Genomic DNA, 22704 nt, shown 5'->3' on the forward strand with positions numbered 1-22704 from the left:
CGATCAGACCGATTGCGGCGCAACACGACCGGCGTTGGTGGGTTGCAGCTTGAAGGCGTAGAACAGCACCGTCAGCAGCACCAGGAACGCCGGCCCCACATACAGCGCCACACGGGTATCCGGGAAGTAGGCCATCAGGCCGACCACCAGCACCAGAAATGCCAGCGCCAGGTAGGAGCTGACCGGGTACAGCCACATGCGGTACTTGAGGCCCGCCTGCTCGGCCGGGCTCAAGCCTTTGCGGAATTTGAGCTGGGCCAGCAGGATCATCAGCCAGGTCCAGATCGCGCCGAAGGTGGCGATGGAGGTCACCCAGACGAACACCTGGTCCGGCACCAGGTAGTTGAGCAACACGCCCAGCAACAAGGCAAAGATCGACAGCAGCAGCGCCTTGCGCGGTACACCATTTTTCGAAGTGGTGCCGAACGTGGCCGGTGCCTGGCCGTTCTGCGCCAAGCTGTACAGCATGCGCCCGGTACTGAAGATGCCGCCGTTGCAGGATGACAACGCGGCGGTGATCACCACGAAGTTGATGATGCCGGCGGCGGTCTTGATGCCCAGCCGCTCAAAGGTCATCACAAACGGGCTGCCCTGGGTGCCGATTTCATTCCACGGGTAGATCGACAGAATCACGAATAACGCACCGACGTAGAACAGCAGGATGCGCCAGAACACCGAACCGATGGCGCTCGGGATAGTCTTCTGCGGGTTGCGTGCTTCACCGGCGGTCAGGCCGATCATCTCCACGCCGAGGTAGGCGAACATCACCATCTGCAGGGACATCAACACGCCCTGCACGCCATTGGGCATGAAGCCGCCATGGGTCCACAGGTTGGAAATACCCAAGGCCACGCCGTCGTTGCCAAAGCCAAACGCGATGATGCCGACGCCGCCGATGACCATCGCAATGATGGTGACGATTTTGATCAGTGCAAACCAGAACTCGAATTCACCGAAGGCCTTGACCGCGATGAGGTTGATGGTGCCCATGCTGATCAGCGCCGCCAGGGCCCAGATCCAGCGTGGCGTGTCGGGGAACCACACGCCCATGTACACGGCCACGGCGGTGATCTCCGCCACGCAAGTCACCAGCCACAGAAACCAGTAGTTCCAGCCGGTGAGAAAGCCCGCCAGCGGGCCCAGATAATCCTGCGCATAACGGCTGAACGAGCCGGCGACGGGGTTATGCACCGCCATCTCGCCGAGGGCGCGCATGATCACCAGAATGGCCAAGCCGCCGATGATGTAGGAGAGCATGATCGCCGGGCCGGCCATCTCGATGGCTTTGGCCGAACCGAGGAACAGGCCGACACCGATACAGGCGCCAAGGGCCATGAGGCGAATATGGCGCTCACCGAGTTCGCGTTTGAGCGGGCCGCCTTGAGCGGTCTCGCCATGGGGCAGTGGGTTGCCGACTGGCATAAAGGTACAACCTCATTTTGTTATTGGATTGCCCACCTGAGTCTGTGGGGAGCAAGCCGGTAAGCCTGCCCCCATGCCGAGACCGGGGCCGCCTCATGGGCGGGCCCTTCTTGCCGGGCAAGATCAGCGGGGCATGCAGTATAAAAAGCTCGACTCAGAACCTTTCACTATAAAAACAGGGCAATTTAGGGGAAGCACCCGTTGAAACGTCATTTTACGGGAACATCTTACCTGCCCCGGGCGGCAAAACGCCGCAGCCCGCACGATTGGCATACTTGACGGGTCGATCACAATTTCCCTCACAACCAGCCCCCAGCGACTACGCTTTGAGCAAGTCCGATCAATCTGCGTGAAGGGATCAATCGACTATGGGCGCACTGCTGCAAACCGAATCGACAGAGGCTGCGAAACTACAAGGCAGTTCGGACCCAGCGCCTTTACCCAAAAACAAACCCCGGCCCCGCTATTGGCGGCGAGTGTTCTGGCTGATCGTACTGATGGCCCTGATCGCCCTCGGTTTCGCCGCCAGCAAAGAGATGCGCACCTCCGAGCTGCAAGCCCGGGAACTCAGCCGCCTGGCCCGTGACCTCACCTACGAAACCAAACCCGGCGCCAGTGACGCCATGGTCTATCCCGGCGCAGGCCCCTTCGATCGCCGCCTGGGCTACAGCGACCTCGGCACCTTCCTGCCGCGCTTGCTCAAGCGCGGCTACGTGATCGACACTCAGGTGCGGTTCTCGCCGGCACTGATGGATTACACCAACAAAGGCCTGTTCGTGCCCTACGCGGAAAAAATCCAGGCGGGCCTTTCGATCACCGACTGCCGAGCTGTGCCGCTCTATCGATACGACTACCCGCAACAGCTCTACTCGAGCTTCGCTGCAATCCCGCCGCTGGTGGTCAACAGCCTCTTGTTCATCGAAAACCGTGACCTGCTCGACCCCGCTCAACCTCACGCCAACCCGGCCGTAGACTGGCCACGCTTTGCCAAAGCGGCGTGGTCGCAGGTTGCCAAGTTGCTGCATCTTCCCGGGCAAAGTGCGGGCGGCAGTACCCTGGCCACCCAGCTGGAAAAATACCGGCACTCGCCGGACGGCCTGACCGTCTCAGGCAGTGAAAAGCTGCGCCAGATGTTTTCCGCCGCCGTGCGCGCTTACCACGATGGCCCCGACACGCTGCCCGCGCGTAAAAACATTCTGCGTGACTACCTCAACAGCGTGCCCCTGTCGGCGGTGCCGGGTCACGGTGAAGTGCACGGCATGGCCGAGGGTTTACGGGTGTGGTACGGCGCCGATTTCAACCACGTGAACAATGCACTGACCGGCCCGGTGAATGCACAGCAAGGCTTGGCGTTGCGCGAAGTGTTGTCGCTGATCATCGCCCAGCGTCGCCCGTCCCATTACCTGGCCAAGGGCCGCGATGAACTGGCGCAACTCACCGACAGCCACCTGCGCCTGCTGGCCCAGAACGGGGTGATCGAACCGGCGCTGTTGCAGGCGGCCCTGGCCAGCAAAGTGACTTACCGCGACTGGGTGCAACAACCCACGGTGCAGCCGGTGGAAACCAACAAGGGCATCAGCGTCGCCCGTAGCCGCCTGGCCGCGTTGCTCAACCGTCCGCTGTATGATCTGGATCGCCTCGACCTTTCGGCAACCAGCACTCTGCAAGGCCAATTGCAGGGCCAGGTCAGCGACTACCTCAAGCACCTTGCCGACCCCGACTACGCGCGCCAGATCGGCCTGCTCGGCGAACGCCTGCTGACCCCCGCCAGCACCGCGCAAGTACGCTACAGCTTCACCCTGTTTGAGTTGACCCCGGACGGCTCACGGGTGCGCGTGCAAACCGACAACACCGACCAGCCCTTCGACATCAACGAAGGGAGCAAGCTGGAACTGGGCTCCACCGCCAAGCTGCGCGTGCTCACCACCTACCTGCAAATCATCACTGAGCTGCACGACAAGTACGCCACCCAGGCACCCGCGGCGTTGAAAAAAGTCACGGTGGATGATCAGGACCGCCTGAGCCGCTGGGCCCTTGATTACCTGATCCAGACCCCGGACAAATCCCTGGCGAAAATGCTCGACGCAGCCCTGGATCGCACGTACTCGGCCAGCCCCGGCGAGCGTTTTTTTACCGGCGGCGGGCTGCACACCTTCCACAACTTCCGCAGCCAGGACAATGGCCGCAGCCCAACGCTGCGCGATGCCTTGCGTGAGTCGATCAACCTGCCCTTCATTCGCCTGATGCGCGACGTGGTGCGCTACGTCACCTACTCCGGCGAGAACAACAGTGCCGAGTTGCTCAAGGATGACAACGACCCGCGCCGCCAGGAATACCTCGCCGGTTTTGCCGACCGCGAAGGCACCACCTTCCTGCGCAAGTTCTGGAAGAAGTACCAGAAGAAAGACACCCAGGCGCGCCTGGAAACCTTCCTCGACAGCGTGCGCCCCACGCCGATTCGCCTGGCCGCCGTGCATCGTTATTTGCTGCCCAACGCCAGTCAGGAAAGTTTCAACCTGTTCGTACGCGCGCACATGACCGGGGTCAAAACCACGGTAAAACTCACCGACGAGCGCCTGGAAAAACTCTACAAAGACTACGGCCCCGGCACCTATGATTTGCCCGACCAGGGCTATATCGCCAAGGTGCATCCACTGGATTTGTGGTTACTGGGTTACCTGCTCAACCATCCCGAAGCGACCTTCAGCGACACGGTGAAAGCCAGCCAGTTCGAACGTCAGGAAGTCTATAGCTGGCTGTTCAAGAGCCGCCATCAGAGCGCGCGGGACAGCCGCATCCGTACCATGCTGGAGATCGAAGCGTTCCTGGATATCCATCAGCGCTGGCAGGCTGTGGGCTACCCGTTCGACCATCTGGTGCCCTCGCTCGCCACGGCCATCGGCAGCTCGGGGGATCGCCCGGCGGCGCTGGCGGAATTGATGGGCATCATCCTCAATGACGGCGTGCGCCCCAAAGTGCTGCGCATCGACACACTGCACTTTGCACCTGGTACGCCGTACGAAACCCGCGTGGTCAACGACCCGGCACCGGGCAAACAGGTGATCCCCGTGGAAGTGGCCAGGGCCTTGCGTGGCGCGCTGTCCCAAGTGGTGGATGCAGGCACCGCCAAACGCGTGGCCGGCAGTTTCAAACTGGCGGACGGCACGCCGTTGGCCATGGGCGGCAAGACCGGCACCGGGGATAACCGCATTGAGGCCATCGGCGCAGGCGGGCGGATTCTCAGCTCCAAATCCATCAACCGTACGGCGACCTTTGTGTTCTATCTGGGCGAGCACCACTTCGGCACGCTGACGGCGTTTGTGCCAGGCCAATCTGCCGAGCATTTCACCTTCACTTCGGCGTTGCCGGTGCAGGTGCTCAAAGGCATGGCGCCGATTTTGATGCCTTATCTGCAACCGGGCAGCCTGACGCAATGCCTGCCAACGGCCCCCTGATTGCTTGACCGGGTGCCGAGTGCACCTTTCGTCGGAAGCTCTTGTGTGCCACATAAGATATATCTTACGTTATATCTAGACACACACAGAGGCTCCCACCATGCGAGACCATCCTCACCCACGCGACGGTTTTGACCCGCGCGGCGGCCGCGGTCGCGGCCCACGGGTATTTGCACCCGGCGATTTGAAACTGCTGCTGCCGGCTTTGATTGCCGAACAGCCGTGCCACGGCTATGACTTGATCCGCCAGATCGAAAGCTTGTTCGACGGCGCCTACACCCCCAGTCCCGGCGTGATCTACCCGACCCTGACCTTTCTGGAAGAAAGCGATTTGATCCAGGGCGACGCCGATGGCGGAAAAAAACGCTACACAATCACCGACGCCGGTCGTCTCTTCTTAAGCGAGCAAGCGGTTGCACTGGACGGCGTGCGCATGCGCATCGACGTCAGCAAGCGTTCGCTGCGCGGCCAGGACCGCCCGCCACAAATCCACGAGGCGGTGCACAACCTGCGCCACGCCCTGCATTCGCACCACGGGCGCTGGAGCCCGGAAGAAATCGTTCGTGTCGCGGCGCTGCTCAATCGCACCGCTCAATCCATCGCCGACGGGAAAGACCAATGACTACGCAAGCCATTCACCGCGTGACCCACGAAATCAAACGTCGCCGCCTCGAAGTGTTGCGGGTGGTCGACATCACGCCACGCATGCGCCGCATTACGCTGGGCGGCCCGGAGCTGGCGGGGTTTATCAGCCTGGGAGCCGATGACCATATCAAACTGCTGTTCCCGCAGAACGCCGCCGAACAGGCCGCCCTGGAAAGCCCGACATTCAACATCAAGGGCGACGGCCCGCAGCCGGCCATGCGCGACTACACGCCACGCCGCTACGACCTGAACATCGGCGAGCTGGACATCGACTTCGTGCTGCACGGCGATGGCCCTGCATCCACTTGGGCCGACCAGGCCAAAGTCGGCCAGCACCTGTACATCGGCGGGCCACGGGGCTCGTTGATCGTGCCGGATATCTTCGACAGCTACCTGCTGATCGGCGACGAAACCGCCCTGCCCGCCATTGCGCGGCGGCTGGAAGAATTGTCGGCGGGGCGCAAGGTGCTGGCGGTGATTGAAATCGCCAATGCGGCGGAACAGCAGCCGCTCAACAGTGCGGCGGATGTGGAAGTGATCTGGGTGGTTCGCGGTCAGGACGACCTGCTTGAAACCGTGCGAAACCTGACGCTGCCGGGTGGCTCGCTGTACAGCTTCGTCGCGACCGAAACCAAGCTGTCACGCCAGGTTCGGCGCGTGCTGCTGGACACCCACAAGGTCAATGAAGAGTTCCTCAAGGCCGTGGGTTACTGGCGCGCCGAGGGCAGTGAAGAAGAGTAAAACCTGACGCGGTCAAAACTGTGGGAGCGGGCTTGCTCGCGAATGCGGTAGTTCAGTCGACTGATGTATTGGCTGGCATACCGCATTCGCGAGCAAGCCCGCTCCCACATTTACACTCGGTGTGTCTTCAAGAACTTGTCCAACCCCAGCACCGCTAACGCAATCACCACAAACCCCGCCAAAATCCCCCCGGCATTCACAAACACCTGTGGATAACCGAGGGTGTCCACATCGATGAACGGGTATTGATACTGCCCGAGCAAATGCCCGCGCAGCAGTACATAGCCAAAGTACACCACGGGGTAAATCACCCACCCGGCCAGGTGCTTGAGGCGCAACGTACCTTTGGGCACACAGCGCCACCAATACACGCAGAACAGCAGCGGCATCACGTCGTGCAGCAATTCGTCGGCGATAAATTGAAAGCCATGCGGACTCCACAAATGCCGCAGCAACAGGTTGTAGGCCAGGCTCACCACGATGATGCTTGCGGTAATCCCGCTGCTCACGCTGGGCGCCAGGAAAAACCGCTTCGCCGCCGAATCGCGCTCCACCAGCGCATAACTGAGCACCACCACCACGAGGGTGTTGGTCAGCACGGTGAAGAAACTGAAAAAGCTGATCAGCCCGCCCAGCAGGCTGGCGCCGCTGGAAAAGCGCGAGTAGAAAATCAGGTACTGCTGAATCGCCAACCCCACCCACCCGGCCAGTGCCGCCGCCGCGACAAAGCGCTTCACAGGTTCAATCCAGCGGGCGTTTGGTGCGCATCAGCTTGACGTACAAGCCTTCGACTTTTTCCCGCGCCCATGGGGTTTTGCGCAGGAATGTGAGGCTCGACTTGATGCTTGGGTCGCTCTTGAAGCAGCGCACATCAATGCGTTCGGCCAGGCCTGCCCATTCGTAATGCTCAACCAGCGTGGTGAGAACGTGTTGCAGGGTCACGCCGTGGAGCGGGTCGTTGCTTGTTGCGGTCATGCCGGGCCTTTTTGCAAAAAGAGGAAACACAGCCGCGCACCTTAGCCGACGGGGCCTGACGGTGGAAGCACTGCATTGAATATAGACCCTGAGAGAAAGTTCCCCTTTTCAGCAAAAAAAGAGATGTTATATTGTAACGATACTTATCAAAAGTAACTGATTCGATACCGTTTGCAGCCTTCTCTTTTCTGCCGTTTTGCCAAGGAATGTCCGATGTCCCTCTCTTCTCTCTGGCGCTTGACCCCGCTTGCCGCCGCCCTGCTGATCTGCTCCGAAGCCCACGCCCTTGAGCTGCAACCCCAAGTCATCACCGGCAACCCGCTGGGCAGCGAACAACTGGCGTCGCCGACCACCGTGCTCGAAGGCGATGACCTGACCCTGCAACAAAAAGGCAGCCTGGGCGAAACCCTGAACAAGCAGCCGGGCGTGTCCTCTTCTTACTTTGGTCCTGGTGCCAGCCGGCCGATCATCCGTGGCCAGGACGGCGACCGCATCCGCATCCTGCGCAATGGCGTGGGCGCGCTGGACGCCTCGTCGCTGTCCTACGACCACGCCGTGCCGCTGGACCCGATCAATGTCGACCGCATTGAAATCGTGCGCGGCCCGGCGGCGCTGCTGTACGGCGGCAGTGCCATCGGCGGCGTGGTCAACACCTTCGACAACCGCATCCCCACCGAAGCCATCGAAGGTATTCATGGCGCGGGTGAGTTGCGCTACGGCGGTGCCGACACCACGCGCAGCAGCGCGGGCAAACTGGAAGCCGGCAACGGTACGTTCGCCTTGCACCTGGACGCCAACGCACGGGAATTCAATGACCTGAAAATCCCCGGCCAGGCGCGCAGCCGCCACGCGCCGGAAACGGATGACGCCCCCGGCAAAAACGGTCGCCTGGGCAACAGCGACGGACGTCAGGACGGCGGTGCCGTCGGCGGTTCCTACACCTGGGACGACGGGTATGCCGGCCTGTCCTACAGCAACTACGACAGCAATTACGGCTCCCCCGCCGAGCAAGACGTGCGCATCCGCATGAAGCAGGATCACTACGCGTTCGCCTCCGAATTGCGTAACCTGCAAGGCCCGTTTACCTCGGTCAAACTCGACGCGGGCTACACCGATTACGAGCACCGTGAAATCGAAGGCGGCGAAACCGGCACGATTTTCAAGAACAAGGGTTATGAAGCCCGCGTGGAAGCACGCCACCAGCCGCTCGGTCCGTTCAACGGCGTAGTCGGCGCACAAGTCACTCGCAATGAGTTCTCGGCGCTGGGCGAAGAAGCCTTCGTACCACAGACCGATACCAACGCCGGCGCGCTGTTTATCCTCGAAGAAATGCAGGCCACCGAACGCCTGAAGCTCAGCCTCGGCGGGCGCGTGGAGCACACCAACGTCGACCCGAATGCCAAGGGCAACGAGCGTTTCGCCGGGGCCGACAAGAGCAATGACTTCACGGCCGGCAGCCTGTCGTCGGGCGCGGTCTACAGCCTCACGCCGGTCTGGTCGCTGGCAGCAACGCTGGGCTACACCGAGCGCGCACCGACCTTCTACGAGCTGTACGCCAACGGTGCCCACGTGGCCACCGGCACCTACGAGCTGGGCGACGCCAACCTGAAGAAAGAAAAAGCCGTGTCCAGCGACCTGGCCCTGCGCTTTGACAATGGCACCCACAAAGGCAGCTTCGGCGTGTTCTACAGCCGCTTCTCCAACTACATCGGCTTGCTCGGCACGGGCCGCACGTTGAACGATGAAGGTGTGGAAGACGCGAGCGGTATCCCCGAGTACAAATACTCCGGCGTGCGCGCACGTTTCGCAGGCTTTGAAGCCCAGGATCACTGGAAGCTCGGCGAAAGCACCTACGGCAAGTTTGCGCTGGAGCTGTCGGGCGATTACACCCGCGCCACCAACCTGGACACCGGCGAAGCCTTGCCACGTATTGCGCCACTGCGCTTGAACAGCGGCCTGCTGTGGGAACTGGACCGCTGGCAGGCGCGTATCGACGTGGAACACGCCGCGGGCCAGGGCCGTGTGCCGGACAACGAAAGCGGCACCGACGGCTACACCACCCTGGGCGCGAGCATGGGTTACCACTTCAACATGGGGGGCAGCCAGTGGCTGGCGTTCGTGAACGGTGAAAACCTGACGAACCAGACCGTGCGTTATGCCAGCTCAATCCTGCGCGATATCGCGCCGGCGCCGGGCAGAAGCGTGCAGTTCGGCGTACGCACCACGTTCTAAAAAACACCACGGTTCCCCTGTGAGAACCGGGTTTATGTGGGAGCTGGCTTGCCTGCGATGCGGCCACCTCGGTGTTTCAGTGACACTCAGGTGATGCCATCGCAGGCAAGCCAGCTCCCACAGAAGCCCGCGTTTGCAGCGACGTTCTGTCACTGTTACCAAATCTGAAATGATGCATCTTGCGATTGGCGCTTTCTCTCGGCGCGCAGTCGCTTTATCCTTGCCGGCAACAAACTGAAACGTTTCACTCCCCGGTCGACCCCATCTTGCCGATTATTCCTACCTGCAAAGACAGCGCTGTCTTACAGCGACCTGCGCATGGGAAACCTTCGCCCGCCTGTGGATAACCGCGCTATCCCCAGAAAAACCGAATTAACGCTGAACCAAGCCCGCGCCGAATCGTCATCTACAGTGAAGCACGGGGTTACATAATTCCAACGTCACGGAGAAACACACTATGAGCACTGATGGTGCTTCGAGCCAGAGCCGCCTGCTGCCCAGGCTGCTGGGCGTCTTGCTGCTGATCATGGGGCTGGCCTTGCTGGCCGGCGGCGTCAAGTTGAGCATGCTCGGCGGGTCGCTGTATTACCTGCTCGCCGGTATCGGCATCGCCCTCACCGGCCTTTTGCTGCTGGCCACCCGCCGCGCCGCACTGGGTCTGTACGCGCTGGTGCTGTTCGCCAGTACCCTGTGGGCACTGTGGGAAGTCGGCCTGGACTGGTGGCAACTGGTGCCACGCCTGGCCCTGTTGTTTGCCTTGGGCATCGTCATGTTGCTGCCGTGGTTCCGCCGCCCGCTGTTGCGTGGCCAGGCCGCGCCAATGGGCACCGCTGCATTGAGCGTGGCCGTGGTATTGGCCGGCGCTACCGCCGTGGCCAGCCAATTCACCAACCCGGGTGAAATGGTCAAGACCGGCCAACTGGACCGCGACGCGGTGCCTGGCATGGCCAGCGCAGCGCCGACCCAGGCCGATGGCGACTGGAACTCCTATGGCCGTTCGGCCTTCGGTGATCGCTACTCGCCGCTGGCGCAGATCACCCCGGAAAACGCCCACAAGCTGGTCCCGGCGTGGACCTACCGCACCGGCGACATTCCTGGCCCGGGCGACCCCGGTGAGACCACCGCGGAAAACACCCCGCTGAAAGTCAACGGCATGCTCTACGTGTGCACCCCGCACAGCCAGGTGATTGCCCTGGACCCGGACACCGGCAAGGAAATCTGGCGTTTCGACCCGAAGATCAGCAGCGAAGGCGCTGCGAACTTCAAGGGTTGGGCCCACATGACCTGCCGTGGTGTGTCGTATCACGATGACGCGGTGTACGCCTCCGAACAGAGCCCTACCGGTTCGGCCAGCGCAGCACCGGTCAGCGCCGTCTGCCCGAAACGCATCTTCGTGCCGACTGCCGACACCCGTCTGATCGCCCTGAACGCCGACACCGGCAAAATGTGCGAAGACTTCGGTGACAAAGGCCAGGTCGACCTGCGCGCCAACATCGGCAGCTTCGCCCCGGGCGGTTACTACTCCACCTCGCCTCCGGCCGTGACCAAAAACCTGGTCGTGATCGGCGGCCACGTGACCGACAACGTGTCCACCGACGAGCCAAGCGGCGTAATCCGCGCGTTCGACGTGCACACCGGCAAGCTGGTGTGGAACTGGGACAGCGGCAACCCGGACGACACCACCCCGTTGGCCGAAGGCAAGACCTACACCCGCAACTCGCCGAACATGTGGTCCATGTTCAGCGTGGATGAAAAACTCGGCATGCTTTACCTGCCGATGGGCAACCAGATGCCCGACCAGTACGGCGGCGACCGCACGCCGGACTCTGAAAAATACAGCGCCGGCCTGACCGCGCTGGACATCGACACTGGCCACGTGAAATGGACCTTCCAGTTCACTCACCACGACCTGTGGGACATGGACGTAGGCGGCCAGCCTTCGCTGATCGACATCAAGACGGCTGACGGCGTGAAGCAAGCCGTGATGGCGTCGACCAAGCAAGGCAGCATCTACGTGCTGGACCGCAGCAACGGCCAGCCAGTGGTGCCGATCAACGAAATCCCTGTACCGCAAGGCGCAGTGGCCGGTGATCACACCGCACCCACCCAACCGAAGTCCGACCTGAACTTCATGCCGCCGCCGTTGAAAGAACGCGACATGTGGGGCGTGACCCCGTTCGACCAACTGATCTGCCGGATCGACTTCAAGTCGATGCGCTACGACGGCCCATTCACCCCGCCGTCCTTGCAAGGCTCGATCGTTTACCCGGGTAACTTCGGCGTGTTCGACTGGGGCGGCATTTCCGTCGACCCGGTTCGCCAGATTGCCTTCGTGAACCCGAGCTACATGGCGTTCAAATCGAAGCTGATCCCGGCGGCCGACATTGCCAAGCAAGGCCCGCGCGTCAGTGAAACCGAAGGCGTACAGCCGAACAAAGGCGCGCCGTACGGCGTGATCCTCGAAGCGCTGCTGTCGCCGATGGGCCTGCCGTGCCAGGCACCGGCGTGGGGTTATGTGGCGGCGGTCGACCTGACCACTCACAAAACCATCTGGATGCACAAAAACGGCACCGTGCGCGACAGCTCACCGGTTCCGATCCCGCTGACCATGGGCGTACCTAGCCTGGGCGGTACGTTTACCACCGCTGGTGGCGTGGCGTTCCTGAGCGGCACCCTGGACCAGTACCTGCGTGCCTATGACGTGAAAAACGGCAAGCAATTGTGGGAAGGCCGCCTGCCTGCAGGCGCGCAAACCACGCCGATGACCTACACCGGCAAGGACGGCAAGCAATACGTGCTGGTCATGGCCGGCGGTCATGGCTCGCTGGGCACCAAGCAAGGTGACTACGTGATGGCGTTCAAACTGCCGGATTAAGCAGTACCGGCGGTAAAGACAAAGGCGGCTACCTTCACGGGTAGCCGCCTTTTTTCATGAGCAATGGAGATTAAAATGTGGGAGCGGGCTTGCTCGCGAATGCGGTGGATCAGCAGCGAATGCATCAACTGACACACCGCATTCGCGAGCAAGCCCGCTCCCACATGAGCCCTGCGATACGTTCAAATCAGTACCCGCTCGCGCCGCATCCACATTTCAAACGCCATGGCATTCAACGGCCGGCTGATCAGGTAACCCTGCGCGGTGTCGCACTTCCACTGCTTGAGCAGTTTCAGGCTCGGCTCGAACTCCACGCCCTCCGCCACCACCTTGAGGCCCAGGTTATGGCTCATCTCGATGGTCGAGCGCACGATCACCCCGTCACCGCTGGTGCTGTCGAGGTTGCGGATAAAGGACTGGTCAATCTTTACCTCCTGCACCGGCAGGCGTTGCAGTTGCGCCAGGGATGAATAGCCGGTGCCGAAATCGTCCACCGACAGGCTGATACCGCAGGCGCGCAGTTGCTCCAGCACGCTGAGCGCTTGTTGCGGGTTGTGCATGATCGCGCTTTCGGTGATCTCGAAAATCAGTTGTTCGGCCAGAACGTTGTATTGCATCAGCAACGCAGTGACGCGAATGGCCAGGTCATCATCGGCCAGGTCGTCCACCGAAATGTTCACCGACAGCTGAATGTGCAAACCCCGCTGCGCCCACTCAGCCACCTGGCGGATGGCTTCTTCAATCACCCACAGGGTCAAGCCGCCGATGCTGCCGGTGCGCTCGGCCAGCGGAATGAATTCGTTGGGCGACACCTGGCCAAGGGTCGGATGCTGCCAGCGCAGCAAGGCTTCCGCCTGACGCACGCGGCCATCATTGAGATCGAGTTTGGGCTGGTAGCACAGGAACAACTCACCTTCGACCACCGCACGCCGCAAGTCGCGGATCAGCGTGATCTGCCGCTGGTGCGCCAGGTCGCGGTCCTGCTGGTAGATCTGCAAATGCCCGGGCAAGTTCGCCGCATCGTGCCGGGCAATCGCCGCGCGGCTGATCAACTCCTCTACTTGCTGGCCGTCAGCCGGGTAGGCGGCGATGCCGATACTGACTTCATGGCGCACTTCGTCGTTGCCGATGCGCTGGGTTTCAGTCAGCAGCCCGTAGAGGCGGTCGGCGCGGGCCACGGCACGGTCGATCTCGGTGTTTTCCAGCAGCAGCAGAAACTCACTGCCGGCGATGCGCGCGGCGGTATCGCTGGCCAACAGGCTCATGGACAGGCACCGGCTGGCCTCGCGCAGCATCTCCTCCACACCTTGCGGGCCAAAGCCCTCGTTGATCACCCGGTAGTTTTCAATGCCCACGTACAGCAACACCACCGGCCGCTGCGCACTGATCGCGCTGCCGAGGCGCTCCAAGGCCAACGCGCGGTTGGGCAGGCCGGTGAGCGGGTCATGCAAAGCGTTATGCGCCAGTTGCCGTTCGCGCACGGCAATGCCGCTTTGCATCGCATTAAACGCCCGCGCCAGCAGGCCGAACTCATCATGGCTGCGCACGCGCACCGGCGTGCGGTAGTCGCCGGCGCCAATCCGCTCGGCTGCCTCGACGAGCGCGTTGAGCGGGCGCGACACACGCCGCGCCAGGAACAACGCGCCCGCCAGCGACACCAGCAACACCGCCACGGCAATCCAGAGAAATTGCCGGTCCAGGGGCGCAAAGGATTCCAGGGCATGGTCCAGAGGGCTTTGCAGCAACACGCGCACTTCATCGCCATCACCGGTGTTCGCCAACGGCAGCACCTGGCTGAGCACACGCTGGCCATAAAACCGTGTGATCTGTGCTTCGGGGTTCAACTGCTCGTCGCGCAAGATATTGATAATGCCGGCCCTGTAGTCGTCCGGCTGAGTGGTGAAGAGTTGGCCGGGCTTGCCTTCTTGTACGCTGAGAAACGACACGTCCAGGTTGCTCATCGAACGCAATTCGTTGGCGAACAGCGCGTCCATGGGGAACCCCATCACCACGCGAGCAATGGGTTGTGTGTCGAACACTTCATCCTGCACCAGCAAATAGGGCTGGCCAGCCATGGCGACGATCAACATCTGCAAGCCGCTGCGCCGCGCCTGGCGCAAGGCCTCTTCATAGGGAAACACCTGGCCCTGCTCAAGTACGGGCACGGTACTGACCATCACCTTGCCGTGCAGGTCCAACACAAACACCTCGCTGGCGCGCAGGCCGGTGCCATGCCGGCGCAACGCCGCCAGAATCGCTGCCGCCTCGCCTTCGATCACGGCATGCTTGAACGGGCCATCCACGGTCAACCAATCCAGGCCGTATTGCAGGCGGCGCCCGCGCAGGTCGAGCAGGCGCTCGAATACCTGGCTGCCGGTATTGAGTTGCACCTGGGCCTGGTTCTCCACGGCGCGGGTGGTGGCCGCCTTGACGGCGAAATAGGTGGCAGCCACGACCACCAGCAGCAACAACGCCAGCACCCCGGCAATGCGGGTTTGGAAAGTGTGGCGCCATTTCATTGCCGAGCCCTCTGGCAGCGCTTGCCTCTCTCTGCCATTGCGTCCCTTTGTCATACGCCTCCCTGGCGACTGCTGACTTGGCGTCAAAAAAATAGCTATTTTAAATCATCAGATGGTTTTAGGAGATTAGCTGGGAGATTGAATATGTACACCCAATACTGGCGGGGATTTTAATGTCATTTTATTGGCGAAGCTGGGTATGTCCGAGCGTACTTCAATTATTCAAGCCAGGGTTTGCGCTCAATCACTGGCAAGCCCCAACAACCAGGCGCTGCCAGCTCCCACAGGGGAAAGCAGCGTTCTGAAAATATTATGCAATTTGTTGCTAACGCTTCACGCCCATTGAAACCACCGCTGCGCCGCCCCATCTAACCTCCATACTTCCTTATGCAGGTGCCCCATGAGCGACCAGCAAGCCTTCCCTGATTACGACTTGAACGACTACGCCGACCCCGAACACGCGGATGAGGAGGCGTCCTCGAGCACCGGCCTGGCCCTGCCCGGGCAAAACCTGCCGGACAAGGTCTACATCATCCCGATCCACAACCGCCCGTTCTTTCCCGCGCAAGTGCTGCCGGTGATCGTCAACGAAGAACCGTGGGCCGAGACGCTGGAGCTGGTGAGCAAGTCCGACCACCATTCCCTCGCGCTGTTTTTCATGGAAACCCCGCCGGAAGACCCGCGCCACTTCGACACCTCCGCCCTGCCGCTGTACGGCACGCTGGTGAAGGTGCACCACGCCAGCCGCGAGAACGGCAAGCTGCAGTTCGTCGCCCAGGGCCTGACCCGCGTACGCATCAAGACCTGGCTCAAGCACCACCGTCCGCCGTACCTGGTGGAAGTTGAATACCCACACCAGCCGACCCAGCCGACCGACGAGGTAAAGGCCTACGGCATGGCGCTGATCAATGCGATCAAGGAGTTGCTGCCGCTCAACCCGCTGTACAGCGAAGAGCTGAAGAACTACCTCAACCGCTTCAGCCCCAACGACCCTTCGCCGCTCACCGACTTCGCCGCCGCCCTCACTTCGGCGACAGGTAATGAGCTGCAGGAAGTGCTGGATTGCGTGCCCATGCTCAAGCGCATGGAAAAAGTCCTGCCGATGCTGCGCAAGGAGGTTGAAGTCGCGCGCCTGCAAAAAGAGCTCTCCGCCGAGGTGAACCGCAAGATCGGCGAGCATCAGCGCGAGTTTTTCCTCAAGGAACAGCTCAAGGTCATTCAGCAGGAGCTGGGGCTGACCAAAGACGACCGCAGCGCCGACGTCGAACAGTTCGAACAACGCCTGGTGGGCAAAGTGCTGCCGCCCCAGGCGCAAAAGCGCATCAGTGAAGAAATGAACAAACTGTCGATCCTGGAAACGGGTTCGCCGGAATACGCCGTGACCCGCAATTACCTCGACTGGGCAACCGCTGTGCCGTGGGGCGTATATGGCGAGGACAAACTCGACCTGAAACACGCGCGCAAGGTGCTGGATAAACACCACGCCGGCCTGGACGACATCAAGAGCCGCATCCTCGAGTTCCTGGCCGTGGGCGCTTACAAAGGTGAAGTCGCCGGTTCCATCGTGCTGCTGGTCGGCCCGCCCGGCGTGGGCAAGACCAGCGTGGGTAAATCCATCGCCGAGTCGCTGGGCCGCCCGTTCTATCGCTTCAGCGTCGGCGGCATGCGTGACGAGGCCGAGATCAAGGGCCACCGCCGCACCTACATCGGCGCCCTGCCGGGCAAGCTGGTGCAGGCGCTCAAGGATGTGGAAGTGATGAACCCGGTGATCATGCTCGACGAGATCGACAAGATGGGCCAAAGCTTCCAGGGCGACCCGGCGTCGGCCTTGCTGGAAACCCTCGACCCGGAGCAAAACGTCGAATTCCTCGACCACTACCTGGACCTGCGCCTGGACCTGTCCAAGGTGCTGTTCGTGTGCACGGCGAACACCCTGGATTCGATCCCGGGCCCATTGCTCGACCGGATGGAAGTGATTCGCCTGTCGGGCTATATCACCGAAGAAAAAGTCGCCATCGCCAAGCGCCACCTGTGGCCCAAGCAGCTGGAAAAAGCCGGCGTGTCGAAGAACACCCTGACCATCAGCGACGGCGCCCTGCGCGCATTGATCGACGGCTACGCCCGCGAAGCCGGGGTGCGCCAACTGGAAAAACAGCTGGGCAAACTGGTGCGCAAGGCCGTGGTCAAGCTGCTCGATGAGCCGGATTCGGTGATCAAGATCGGCAACAAGGACCTGGAAAGCTCCCTCGGCATGCCCGTGTTCCGCAACGAGCAAGTGCTCTCCGGCACCGGCGTGATCACCGGCCTTGCCTGGACCAGCATGGGCGGCGCGACCTTGCCGATCGAGGCGACGCGCATCCACACGCTCAACCGCGGCTTCAAGCTCACCGGGCAGTTGGGTGAAGTGATGAAAGAGTCCGCTGAAATCGCCTACAGCTACATCAGCTCCAACCTGAAGTCGTTTGGCGGTGATCCAAAGTTCTTCGATGAAGCCTTTGTGCACTTGCACGTGCCGGAAGGTGCTACGCCCAAAGACGGCCCGAGCGCGGGCGTGACCATGGCCAGCGCGCTGTTGTCGCTGGCGCGCAACCAGCCGCCGAAAAAGGGTGTGGCCATGACCGGCGAGCTGACACTGACCGGGCATGTACTGCCGATTGGTGGCGTACGCGAGAAGGTGATTGCGGCGCGGCGCCAGAAGATTCACGAGCTGATTCTGCCGGAGCCCAACCGTGGCAGTTTTGAGGAGTTGCCGGATTACCTGAAGGAAGGCATGACGGTGCACTTTGCCAAGCGGTTTGCCGATGTGGCCAAGGTGCTGTTCTGATCGTTAGGTAACGCCTGGTCTGGCCTCATCGCGGGCAAGCCCGCTCCCACAATTTGATTTGTGAATACCTTCAAATGTGGGAGCGGGCTTGCCCGCGATGGCGTCAGCCGCCGCAACACAACGCCCGCTTGTCACACCTTGTCTCATCTTCGGTTATGCTCGCCCTTCGTCGTGAATCAACGGAGCCCCCATGACCGCTGCCCGCCTGTTTCTCCCCTTGAGCCTCGCCCTGCTCGCCGCGTGCGCTAGCACACCGAAGCAAAACGTCACCGTGGAAGACCAGAGCGCCTGCCCGCTTCAGCTTAAAACCGGGCAAAACCTGATTCTCACCCTGCCGAGCAACCCCACCACCGGCTACCGCTGGGCCATCCAGGATTCCGCCGGCGGTGTGCTGCGCGCGTTGAGCCCTGAGGTTTACAGCAGCACCGAATCCGGCGTGGTCGGCGGTGGCGGTCAGTCGACCTGGCGCTTCCAGGCGTTCACCGCCGGCCAAGGCCGGTTGCGCCTGACCTCCCAGCAACCCTGGGAGCCGGAAGCTGAGCCCGCCGAAACCTTCGACTGCGCCATCACGGTGAACTGATATGCCATGGCTGATTCTTGCGTTGATGGGCGCCGGCACCTTTGTCTACGGCCTGAGCACCCATGCGGCGCTGCTGTGCCTGTTGGTCAAACCGCTGCCGGTACTGGCGCTGCTGGGCTGGCTGCATGATGCGCCGCCCACTGACTATCGACGCTGGATCAGCCTGGGGCTGATTTTTTCCCTGGTCGGCGATGTGCTGCTCGCCTGGCCCGGTGACCTGTTTATCTTTGGCCTGGGCGCCTTTTTGTTTGCCCACCTGGCGTACCTGAAAGCGTATTTCAGTGACTGCCGCCGCTTGGCCGTATTGCCACTGATATTGGCGCTGGGCGTGGGCGCCATTCTGCTGAGCATCCTGATCGCCCACGGCCTGGGCGAACTGCTGATTCCGGTGGTGGTTTATGCGCTGGTGATCAGCGCAATGCTCTGGCGGGCGCTGGCGCGGCTGGGCAGTGAAGTGCCCAAACAGTCGGCGCTGCTGGCGGCGGCGGGCGCAGTGTCGTTTGTGTTCTCCGACACGCTGATTGGGATCAATCGGTTTGTGGTCGCCTTTGAGGCGGCACCTTATTTGTTGATCACCACTTACTGGCTTGGGCAATGGGGCATCACCGCCTCCGCGTTCCATCAGACAACCCGCGCACGCGAGGGCCAATTTGGCTAAAATGCCGGCCTTTCCCCATCAATGCCGGAACAACCGTGAGCAAAGAACCCGATCGCCTATTCGCCCAGCCCCTGCCCCAGGTGCCGGACTTCGCCTTTAACGAGGACGTGGTGCGGGTGTTCCCGGACATGATCAAACGCTCGGTACCGGGCTACCCGACCATCGTCGAGAACCTGGGCGTGCTCGCGGCTCAGTTTGCCCAGCCGGGGAGCGTGCTCTACGACCTCGGCTCATCCCTTGGCGCCGTCACCCAAGCCTTGCGCCGCCATGTGCGCACCGACGGCTGCCGGGTAATCGCGGTGGATAACTCGGCGGCGATGGTCGAGCGTTGCCGCGAATACCTCAATGGCCAGGATTCGATGTTCCAGGAGTTGTTGCCGGTTGAGGTGATCGAGGGCGATATCCTCGCGTTGCAATTCCAGCCCGCGTCAGTGGTGGCGTTGAACTTCACCCTGCAATTCATCGCGCCCGATGAGCGCCTGGCGCTGCTCTCGCGCATTCGCCAGTCGCTGTTGCCGGGCGGTGCGCTGATTCTGTCGGAGAAGCTGCGCTTCAATGACGCCGAAGAGCACGCCTTGCTCACCGACCTGCATATCGCGTTCAAACGCGCCAACGGCTACAGCGAACTGGAAATCGCCCAGAAGCGCAGCGCCATCGAAAACGTCATGAAGCCCGACAGCCTCGAAGAACACCGCGAACGCCTGCTGGCGGCCGGGTTTTCGAAAGTCGTGCCGTGGTTCCAGTGTCTTAACTTTGCCTCGTTGATTGCCTTGCCATGATTGATCTGTCCCCCCTCGCCCGCCATCTGGTCGGCACCCCTCTGGCCGTATGGGCCCAGGGCCTGCAAGCGCAACTCGATAGCAAAATGGAAAAGGGCCATGGCGACCTGGAGCGCTGGCAGAGCGCACTGGATGCATTACCAAAGATCCAGCCCAGCGAAGTGGATTTGCTCAACGGCCTGACACTCGATACAGACTGCGACGACGCCACCCGCGCGCAAATGCACACCGCGCTGATGGGGTTGAGCCCATGGCGCAAAGGGCCGTTCAACCTGTTCGGCGTGCACGTGGACACCGAGTGGCGCTCGGACTGGAAGTGGTCGCGCGTGGCACCGCACTTGAACTTGAAAGGCAAACTCATCCTCGATGTGGGCTGCGGCAACGGCTACTACATGTGGCGCATGCTCGGCGCCGGGGCCGACAGCGTGATTGGCGTGGACCCGAACTGGCTGTTTTTCTGCCAGTTTCAGGCCGTGCAACGTTACCTGTCAGAACCCAGGGCCTGGCACCTGCCGTTCCCGTTTGAAGACCTGCCGCCGAACATGGAAGGCTTCGACACCGTGTTTTCCATGGGTGTGTTCTACCACCGCCGTTCGCCCATCGAGCATTTGCTGGCCTTGAAGGACACCCTGGTCAAAGGCGGCGAGCTGGTGCTGGAAACCCTGGTGGTGGAAGGCGATCAGCAGCAAGTACTGGTGCCGGAAGATCGCTACGCGCAGATGCGCAACGTATGGTTCCTGCCGTCGGTGCCGGCGTTGATGCTGTGGCTGCGCCGCGCGGGTTTCAGTGATGTGCGGTGTGTGGATGTGAGTGTGACGACGGTTGAGGAACAGCGCGGGACGCAGTGGATGAAGTATCAGTCGCTGAGTGATTTCCTTGACCCGGATGATCACAGCAAGACGATTGAAGGGCTGCCGGCGCCGATGCGGGCAGTCATCATCGCCAGGAAGTAACCCAAATCTCCCTGGAGAAATGAAGATCAAAATGTGGGAGCGGGCTTGCTCGCGAATGCGGTGGGTCAGCTACCACATGCATGGCTGACACACCGTATTCGCGAGCAAGCCCGCTCCCACATTTGCTCTCCAGTGTTATTTATAGCGCGGGCTTGGCTCTTCTAGCCTTGAAAAACTCGCTCAACACAGCCCCACACTCTTCAGCCAGCACCCCACCCTCATACAACACCCGATGATTCAAAAAGCCCTGGGTAAAAAACTGCCCCTGGCTCTGCACAATCCCCGCCTTGGGCTCCAGCGCCCCGTACACCACCCGCGCAACCCGTGAATGCACGATCAAGCCCGCGCACATGCTGCACGGCTCCAACGTCACATACAACGTGCTGCCCACCAGCCGGTAATTGCTGATCGCCTGCGCCGCCGCGCGGATGGCGACCATTTCCGCGTGGGCGCTGGGGTCGTTGCCACTGATCGGGCAGTTGAAGCCACGCCCGATGATTTCACCGTCCTGCACCAGCACCGCGCCTACGGGCACTTCGCCCAGTGCTGCGCCTTGGGCAGCGAGGGCCAGGGCTTCGCGCATGAAGTCCTGATCACGGCTACGGTCGATAATCGCGGCGGGGCGAATCTGGCGCATCACGCCACCTCGATGGCGGCCATCAGGCCGGTTTCCATGTGGTCGATCACGTGGCAGTGGAACATCCATACCCCCGGGTTATCCGCCACCAGCGCCACGCGGGCGCGCTCGTTTTTGCCGAGCAGGTAGGTGTCGGTGAAGTACGGAATCACCTTGTGACGGTTCGAAGCAATCACCTTGAAGCTCATGCCGTGCAGGTGAATCGGGTGTTGGTACTGGGTCATGTTTTTCAATTCGAAGATGTAGCTTTTGCCCTTCTCCAGTTTGGCAATCGGGCGGTCGGCGCAGGTTTTGTCGGTGATGTCCCAGGCCTTGCCGTTGATTTGCCACAGGCTTGGCGGCTTGCCGTCGTCAACAGAAACGGAGCCGACCCATTCGAAATTGAAGTTGAGTTTCTCGGCATTGGCCAGGTCCGGCTCGGCGATCGGGTTGGCGGGCAACGCGGGTGGCCATTCGGACAGTGCATCGATGCTGGCCACCGAACGGAAAGTCCCCAGGCGCACAGGTCCGTTGCGGATGGAGAGCTCTTCGCCGGCCGGCGGTGCCTTGATTGCCAGGCAAATGCGCATGCCCGGGCCCAGCCAGTATTCCTTGCCCAGCGGGCGCGGCTCGATGGGATTACCGTCCAGCGCGTAGATCTGCGCTTCGACGTCGGGAATGTTGATGCGGTAGGTCAGGGTGTTGTCGAGGTTGAGCAGGCGCACACGGGTGATCTGCCCGGCGGGCAAATCGACCACCGCCTGCGGCACACCATTGATCGTCGACAACCGCCCGGCCGTGCCGCCACGCGCCGCTTCACGGGGCACACTGAAGGCGACAAAGGCGCCTTCTTCGTCCACATGCCAGCTTTTCAGGCTCAGCGTACGCTCGTGCTTGAAACCGGTAGGCTCACGCTCTTCGATGATCAGCGGGCCGACCAGGCCCCGGCCGAGTTCTTCGCTGCTGTTCACGTGGGGGTGATACCAGTAGCTGCCGGCGTCGGGCACGCGGAATTTGTAGTCGAAGTATTCGCCGGGCAGCACCGGCAATTGGGATACGTAAGGCACACCATCCATTTCCAGCGGCAGGCGGATGCCATGCCAGTGAATGGTGGTGGCGACTGGCAGGTGGTTGATAAAGCGCACCCGCAGCCACTCGCCCTGGCGCACACGCAACTCGGTGCCCGGCGCCGAAGCGCCGAACGCCCAGGCTTCGGTTTTGTGGCCCGGCACCAGTTCCACGTCCAACGGCGCGGCAATCAGCTCGTAATCGTGCCCGGCCTCGGCCTCGGCGACTTTCCCCAGCCAGTAGCGGTAGGCGCCACCGGCACCGACGCCCACTACGGCCAGGCCTGCAAGACCACCCAGGATTTGTCGACGGGAAAAGGATCGGGACACAACAACCTCACGTATCTGCTGCGGGCCAGGGCC

16 protein-coding genes are annotated in these 22704 nt (G+C 61.7%); 10 read left to right on the top strand and 6 right to left on the bottom strand.

Features of this window, described 5'->3' with window-relative positions:
- Positions 1-3 precede the first annotated feature (3 nt).
- The gene (locus AB4P94_RS00670; protein ID WP_395608983.1) at positions 4-1422 is read right to left on the bottom strand and encodes an amino acid permease; all 1419 of its coding nucleotides are present in this window, start codon (positions 1420-1422) and stop codon (positions 4-6) included.
- Positions 1423-1790: 368 nt separating this feature from the next.
- Here AB4P94_RS00670 and AB4P94_RS00675 point away from each other — a divergent pair, with 368 nt between their 5' ends.
- The 3 genes from AB4P94_RS00675 (at position 1791) to AB4P94_RS00685 (ending at position 6263) form a co-directional block, all read left to right on the top strand.
- Positions 1791-4877 (top strand): transglycosylase domain-containing protein, encoded by a 3087-nt coding sequence (locus AB4P94_RS00675; RefSeq protein ID WP_395608984.1) that lies wholly within the window; start codon positions 1791-1793, stop codon positions 4875-4877.
- A 100-nt stretch (positions 4878-4977) separates the two neighbouring features.
- Complete coding sequence (locus tag AB4P94_RS00680; protein WP_395608985.1) at positions 4978-5499, top strand: PadR family transcriptional regulator; 522 nt, start codon at positions 4978-4980, stop codon at positions 5497-5499.
- Complete coding sequence (locus AB4P94_RS00685) at positions 5496-6263, top strand: siderophore-interacting protein (RefSeq protein WP_395608986.1); 768 nt, start codon at positions 5496-5498, stop codon at positions 6261-6263. The genes AB4P94_RS00680 and AB4P94_RS00685 overlap by 4 nt, the downstream gene beginning before the upstream one ends.
- A gap of 110 nt (positions 6264-6373) precedes the next feature.
- Here the strand turns inward: AB4P94_RS00685 and AB4P94_RS00690 are convergent, their stop codons facing one another.
- Positions 6374-7000 (bottom strand): Pr6Pr family membrane protein, encoded by a 627-nt coding sequence (locus tag AB4P94_RS00690; RefSeq protein ID WP_395608987.1) that lies wholly within the window; start codon positions 6998-7000, stop codon positions 6374-6376.
- Between the two features lie 4 nt (positions 7001-7004).
- Complete coding sequence (locus tag AB4P94_RS00695) at positions 7005-7238, bottom strand: VF530 family DNA-binding protein (RefSeq protein WP_048720273.1); 234 nt, start codon at positions 7236-7238, stop codon at positions 7005-7007.
- Positions 7239-7451: 213 nt separating this feature from the next.
- Between AB4P94_RS00695 and AB4P94_RS00700 the strand changes: the two genes are divergently transcribed.
- Positions 7452-9470, top strand: a complete 2019-nt coding sequence (locus AB4P94_RS00700) for a TonB-dependent receptor (protein ID WP_395608988.1) — start codon at positions 7452-7454, stop codon at positions 9468-9470.
- A 457-nt stretch (positions 9471-9927) separates the two neighbouring features.
- Complete coding sequence (locus AB4P94_RS00705) at positions 9928-12345, top strand: glucose/quinate/shikimate family membrane-bound PQQ-dependent dehydrogenase (protein ID WP_395608989.1); 2418 nt, start codon at positions 9928-9930, stop codon at positions 12343-12345.
- A 182-nt stretch (positions 12346-12527) separates the two neighbouring features.
- Here the strand turns inward: AB4P94_RS00705 and AB4P94_RS00710 are convergent, their stop codons facing one another.
- Positions 12528-14864, bottom strand: a complete 2337-nt coding sequence (locus AB4P94_RS00710) for a putative bifunctional diguanylate cyclase/phosphodiesterase (protein WP_395608990.1) — start codon at positions 14862-14864, stop codon at positions 12528-12530.
- A 400-nt stretch (positions 14865-15264) separates the two neighbouring features.
- Here AB4P94_RS00710 and lon point away from each other — a divergent pair, with 400 nt between their 5' ends.
- The 5 genes from lon to cmoB all read left to right on the top strand — a co-directional run bounded on the left by lon (position 15265) and on the right by cmoB (position 20658).
- Positions 15265-17688: an endopeptidase La gene (lon, locus tag AB4P94_RS00715; RefSeq protein WP_395608991.1), complete on the top strand. Its 2424-nt coding sequence runs from the start codon at positions 15265-15267 to the stop codon at positions 17686-17688.
- 190 nt (positions 17689-17878) lie between these two features.
- On the top strand, positions 17879-18268 hold the full coding sequence (locus AB4P94_RS00720) for a protease inhibitor I42 family protein (protein ID WP_395608992.1): 390 nt from the start codon (positions 17879-17881) through the stop codon (positions 18266-18268).
- Between the two features lies 1 nt (position 18269).
- The gene (locus tag AB4P94_RS00725) at positions 18270-18926 is read left to right on the top strand and encodes a lysoplasmalogenase (RefSeq protein ID WP_395608993.1); all 657 of its coding nucleotides are present in this window, start codon (positions 18270-18272) and stop codon (positions 18924-18926) included.
- Positions 18927-18961: 35 nt separating this feature from the next.
- Complete coding sequence (gene cmoA / locus AB4P94_RS00730; protein ID WP_395608994.1) at positions 18962-19705, top strand: carboxy-S-adenosyl-L-methionine synthase CmoA; 744 nt, start codon at positions 18962-18964, stop codon at positions 19703-19705.
- Positions 19702-20658, top strand: coding sequence for a tRNA 5-methoxyuridine(34)/uridine 5-oxyacetic acid(34) synthase CmoB (gene cmoB, locus AB4P94_RS00735; protein WP_395608995.1), 957 nt, complete (start codon positions 19702-19704; stop codon positions 20656-20658). Before cmoA ends, cmoB begins: the two co-directional genes overlap by 4 nt.
- A gap of 139 nt (positions 20659-20797) precedes the next feature.
- On the opposite strand, the gene tadA is transcribed toward cmoB, so the two are convergent.
- Both tadA and AB4P94_RS00745 read right to left on the bottom strand, forming a co-directional pair.
- Positions 20798-21295, bottom strand: coding sequence for a tRNA adenosine(34) deaminase TadA (tadA, locus tag AB4P94_RS00740; RefSeq protein WP_395608996.1), 498 nt, complete (start codon positions 21293-21295; stop codon positions 20798-20800).
- Positions 21295-22671, bottom strand: coding sequence for a multicopper oxidase family protein (locus tag AB4P94_RS00745; protein ID WP_395608997.1), 1377 nt, complete (start codon positions 22669-22671; stop codon positions 21295-21297). Before AB4P94_RS00745 ends, tadA begins: the two co-directional genes overlap by 1 nt.
- Positions 22672-22704 lie beyond the last annotated feature (33 nt).

The sequence above is a fragment of the Pseudomonas sp. B22129 genome (assembly GCF_044218875.1).
Classification (GTDB): domain Bacteria; phylum Pseudomonadota; class Gammaproteobacteria; order Pseudomonadales; family Pseudomonadaceae; genus Aquipseudomonas.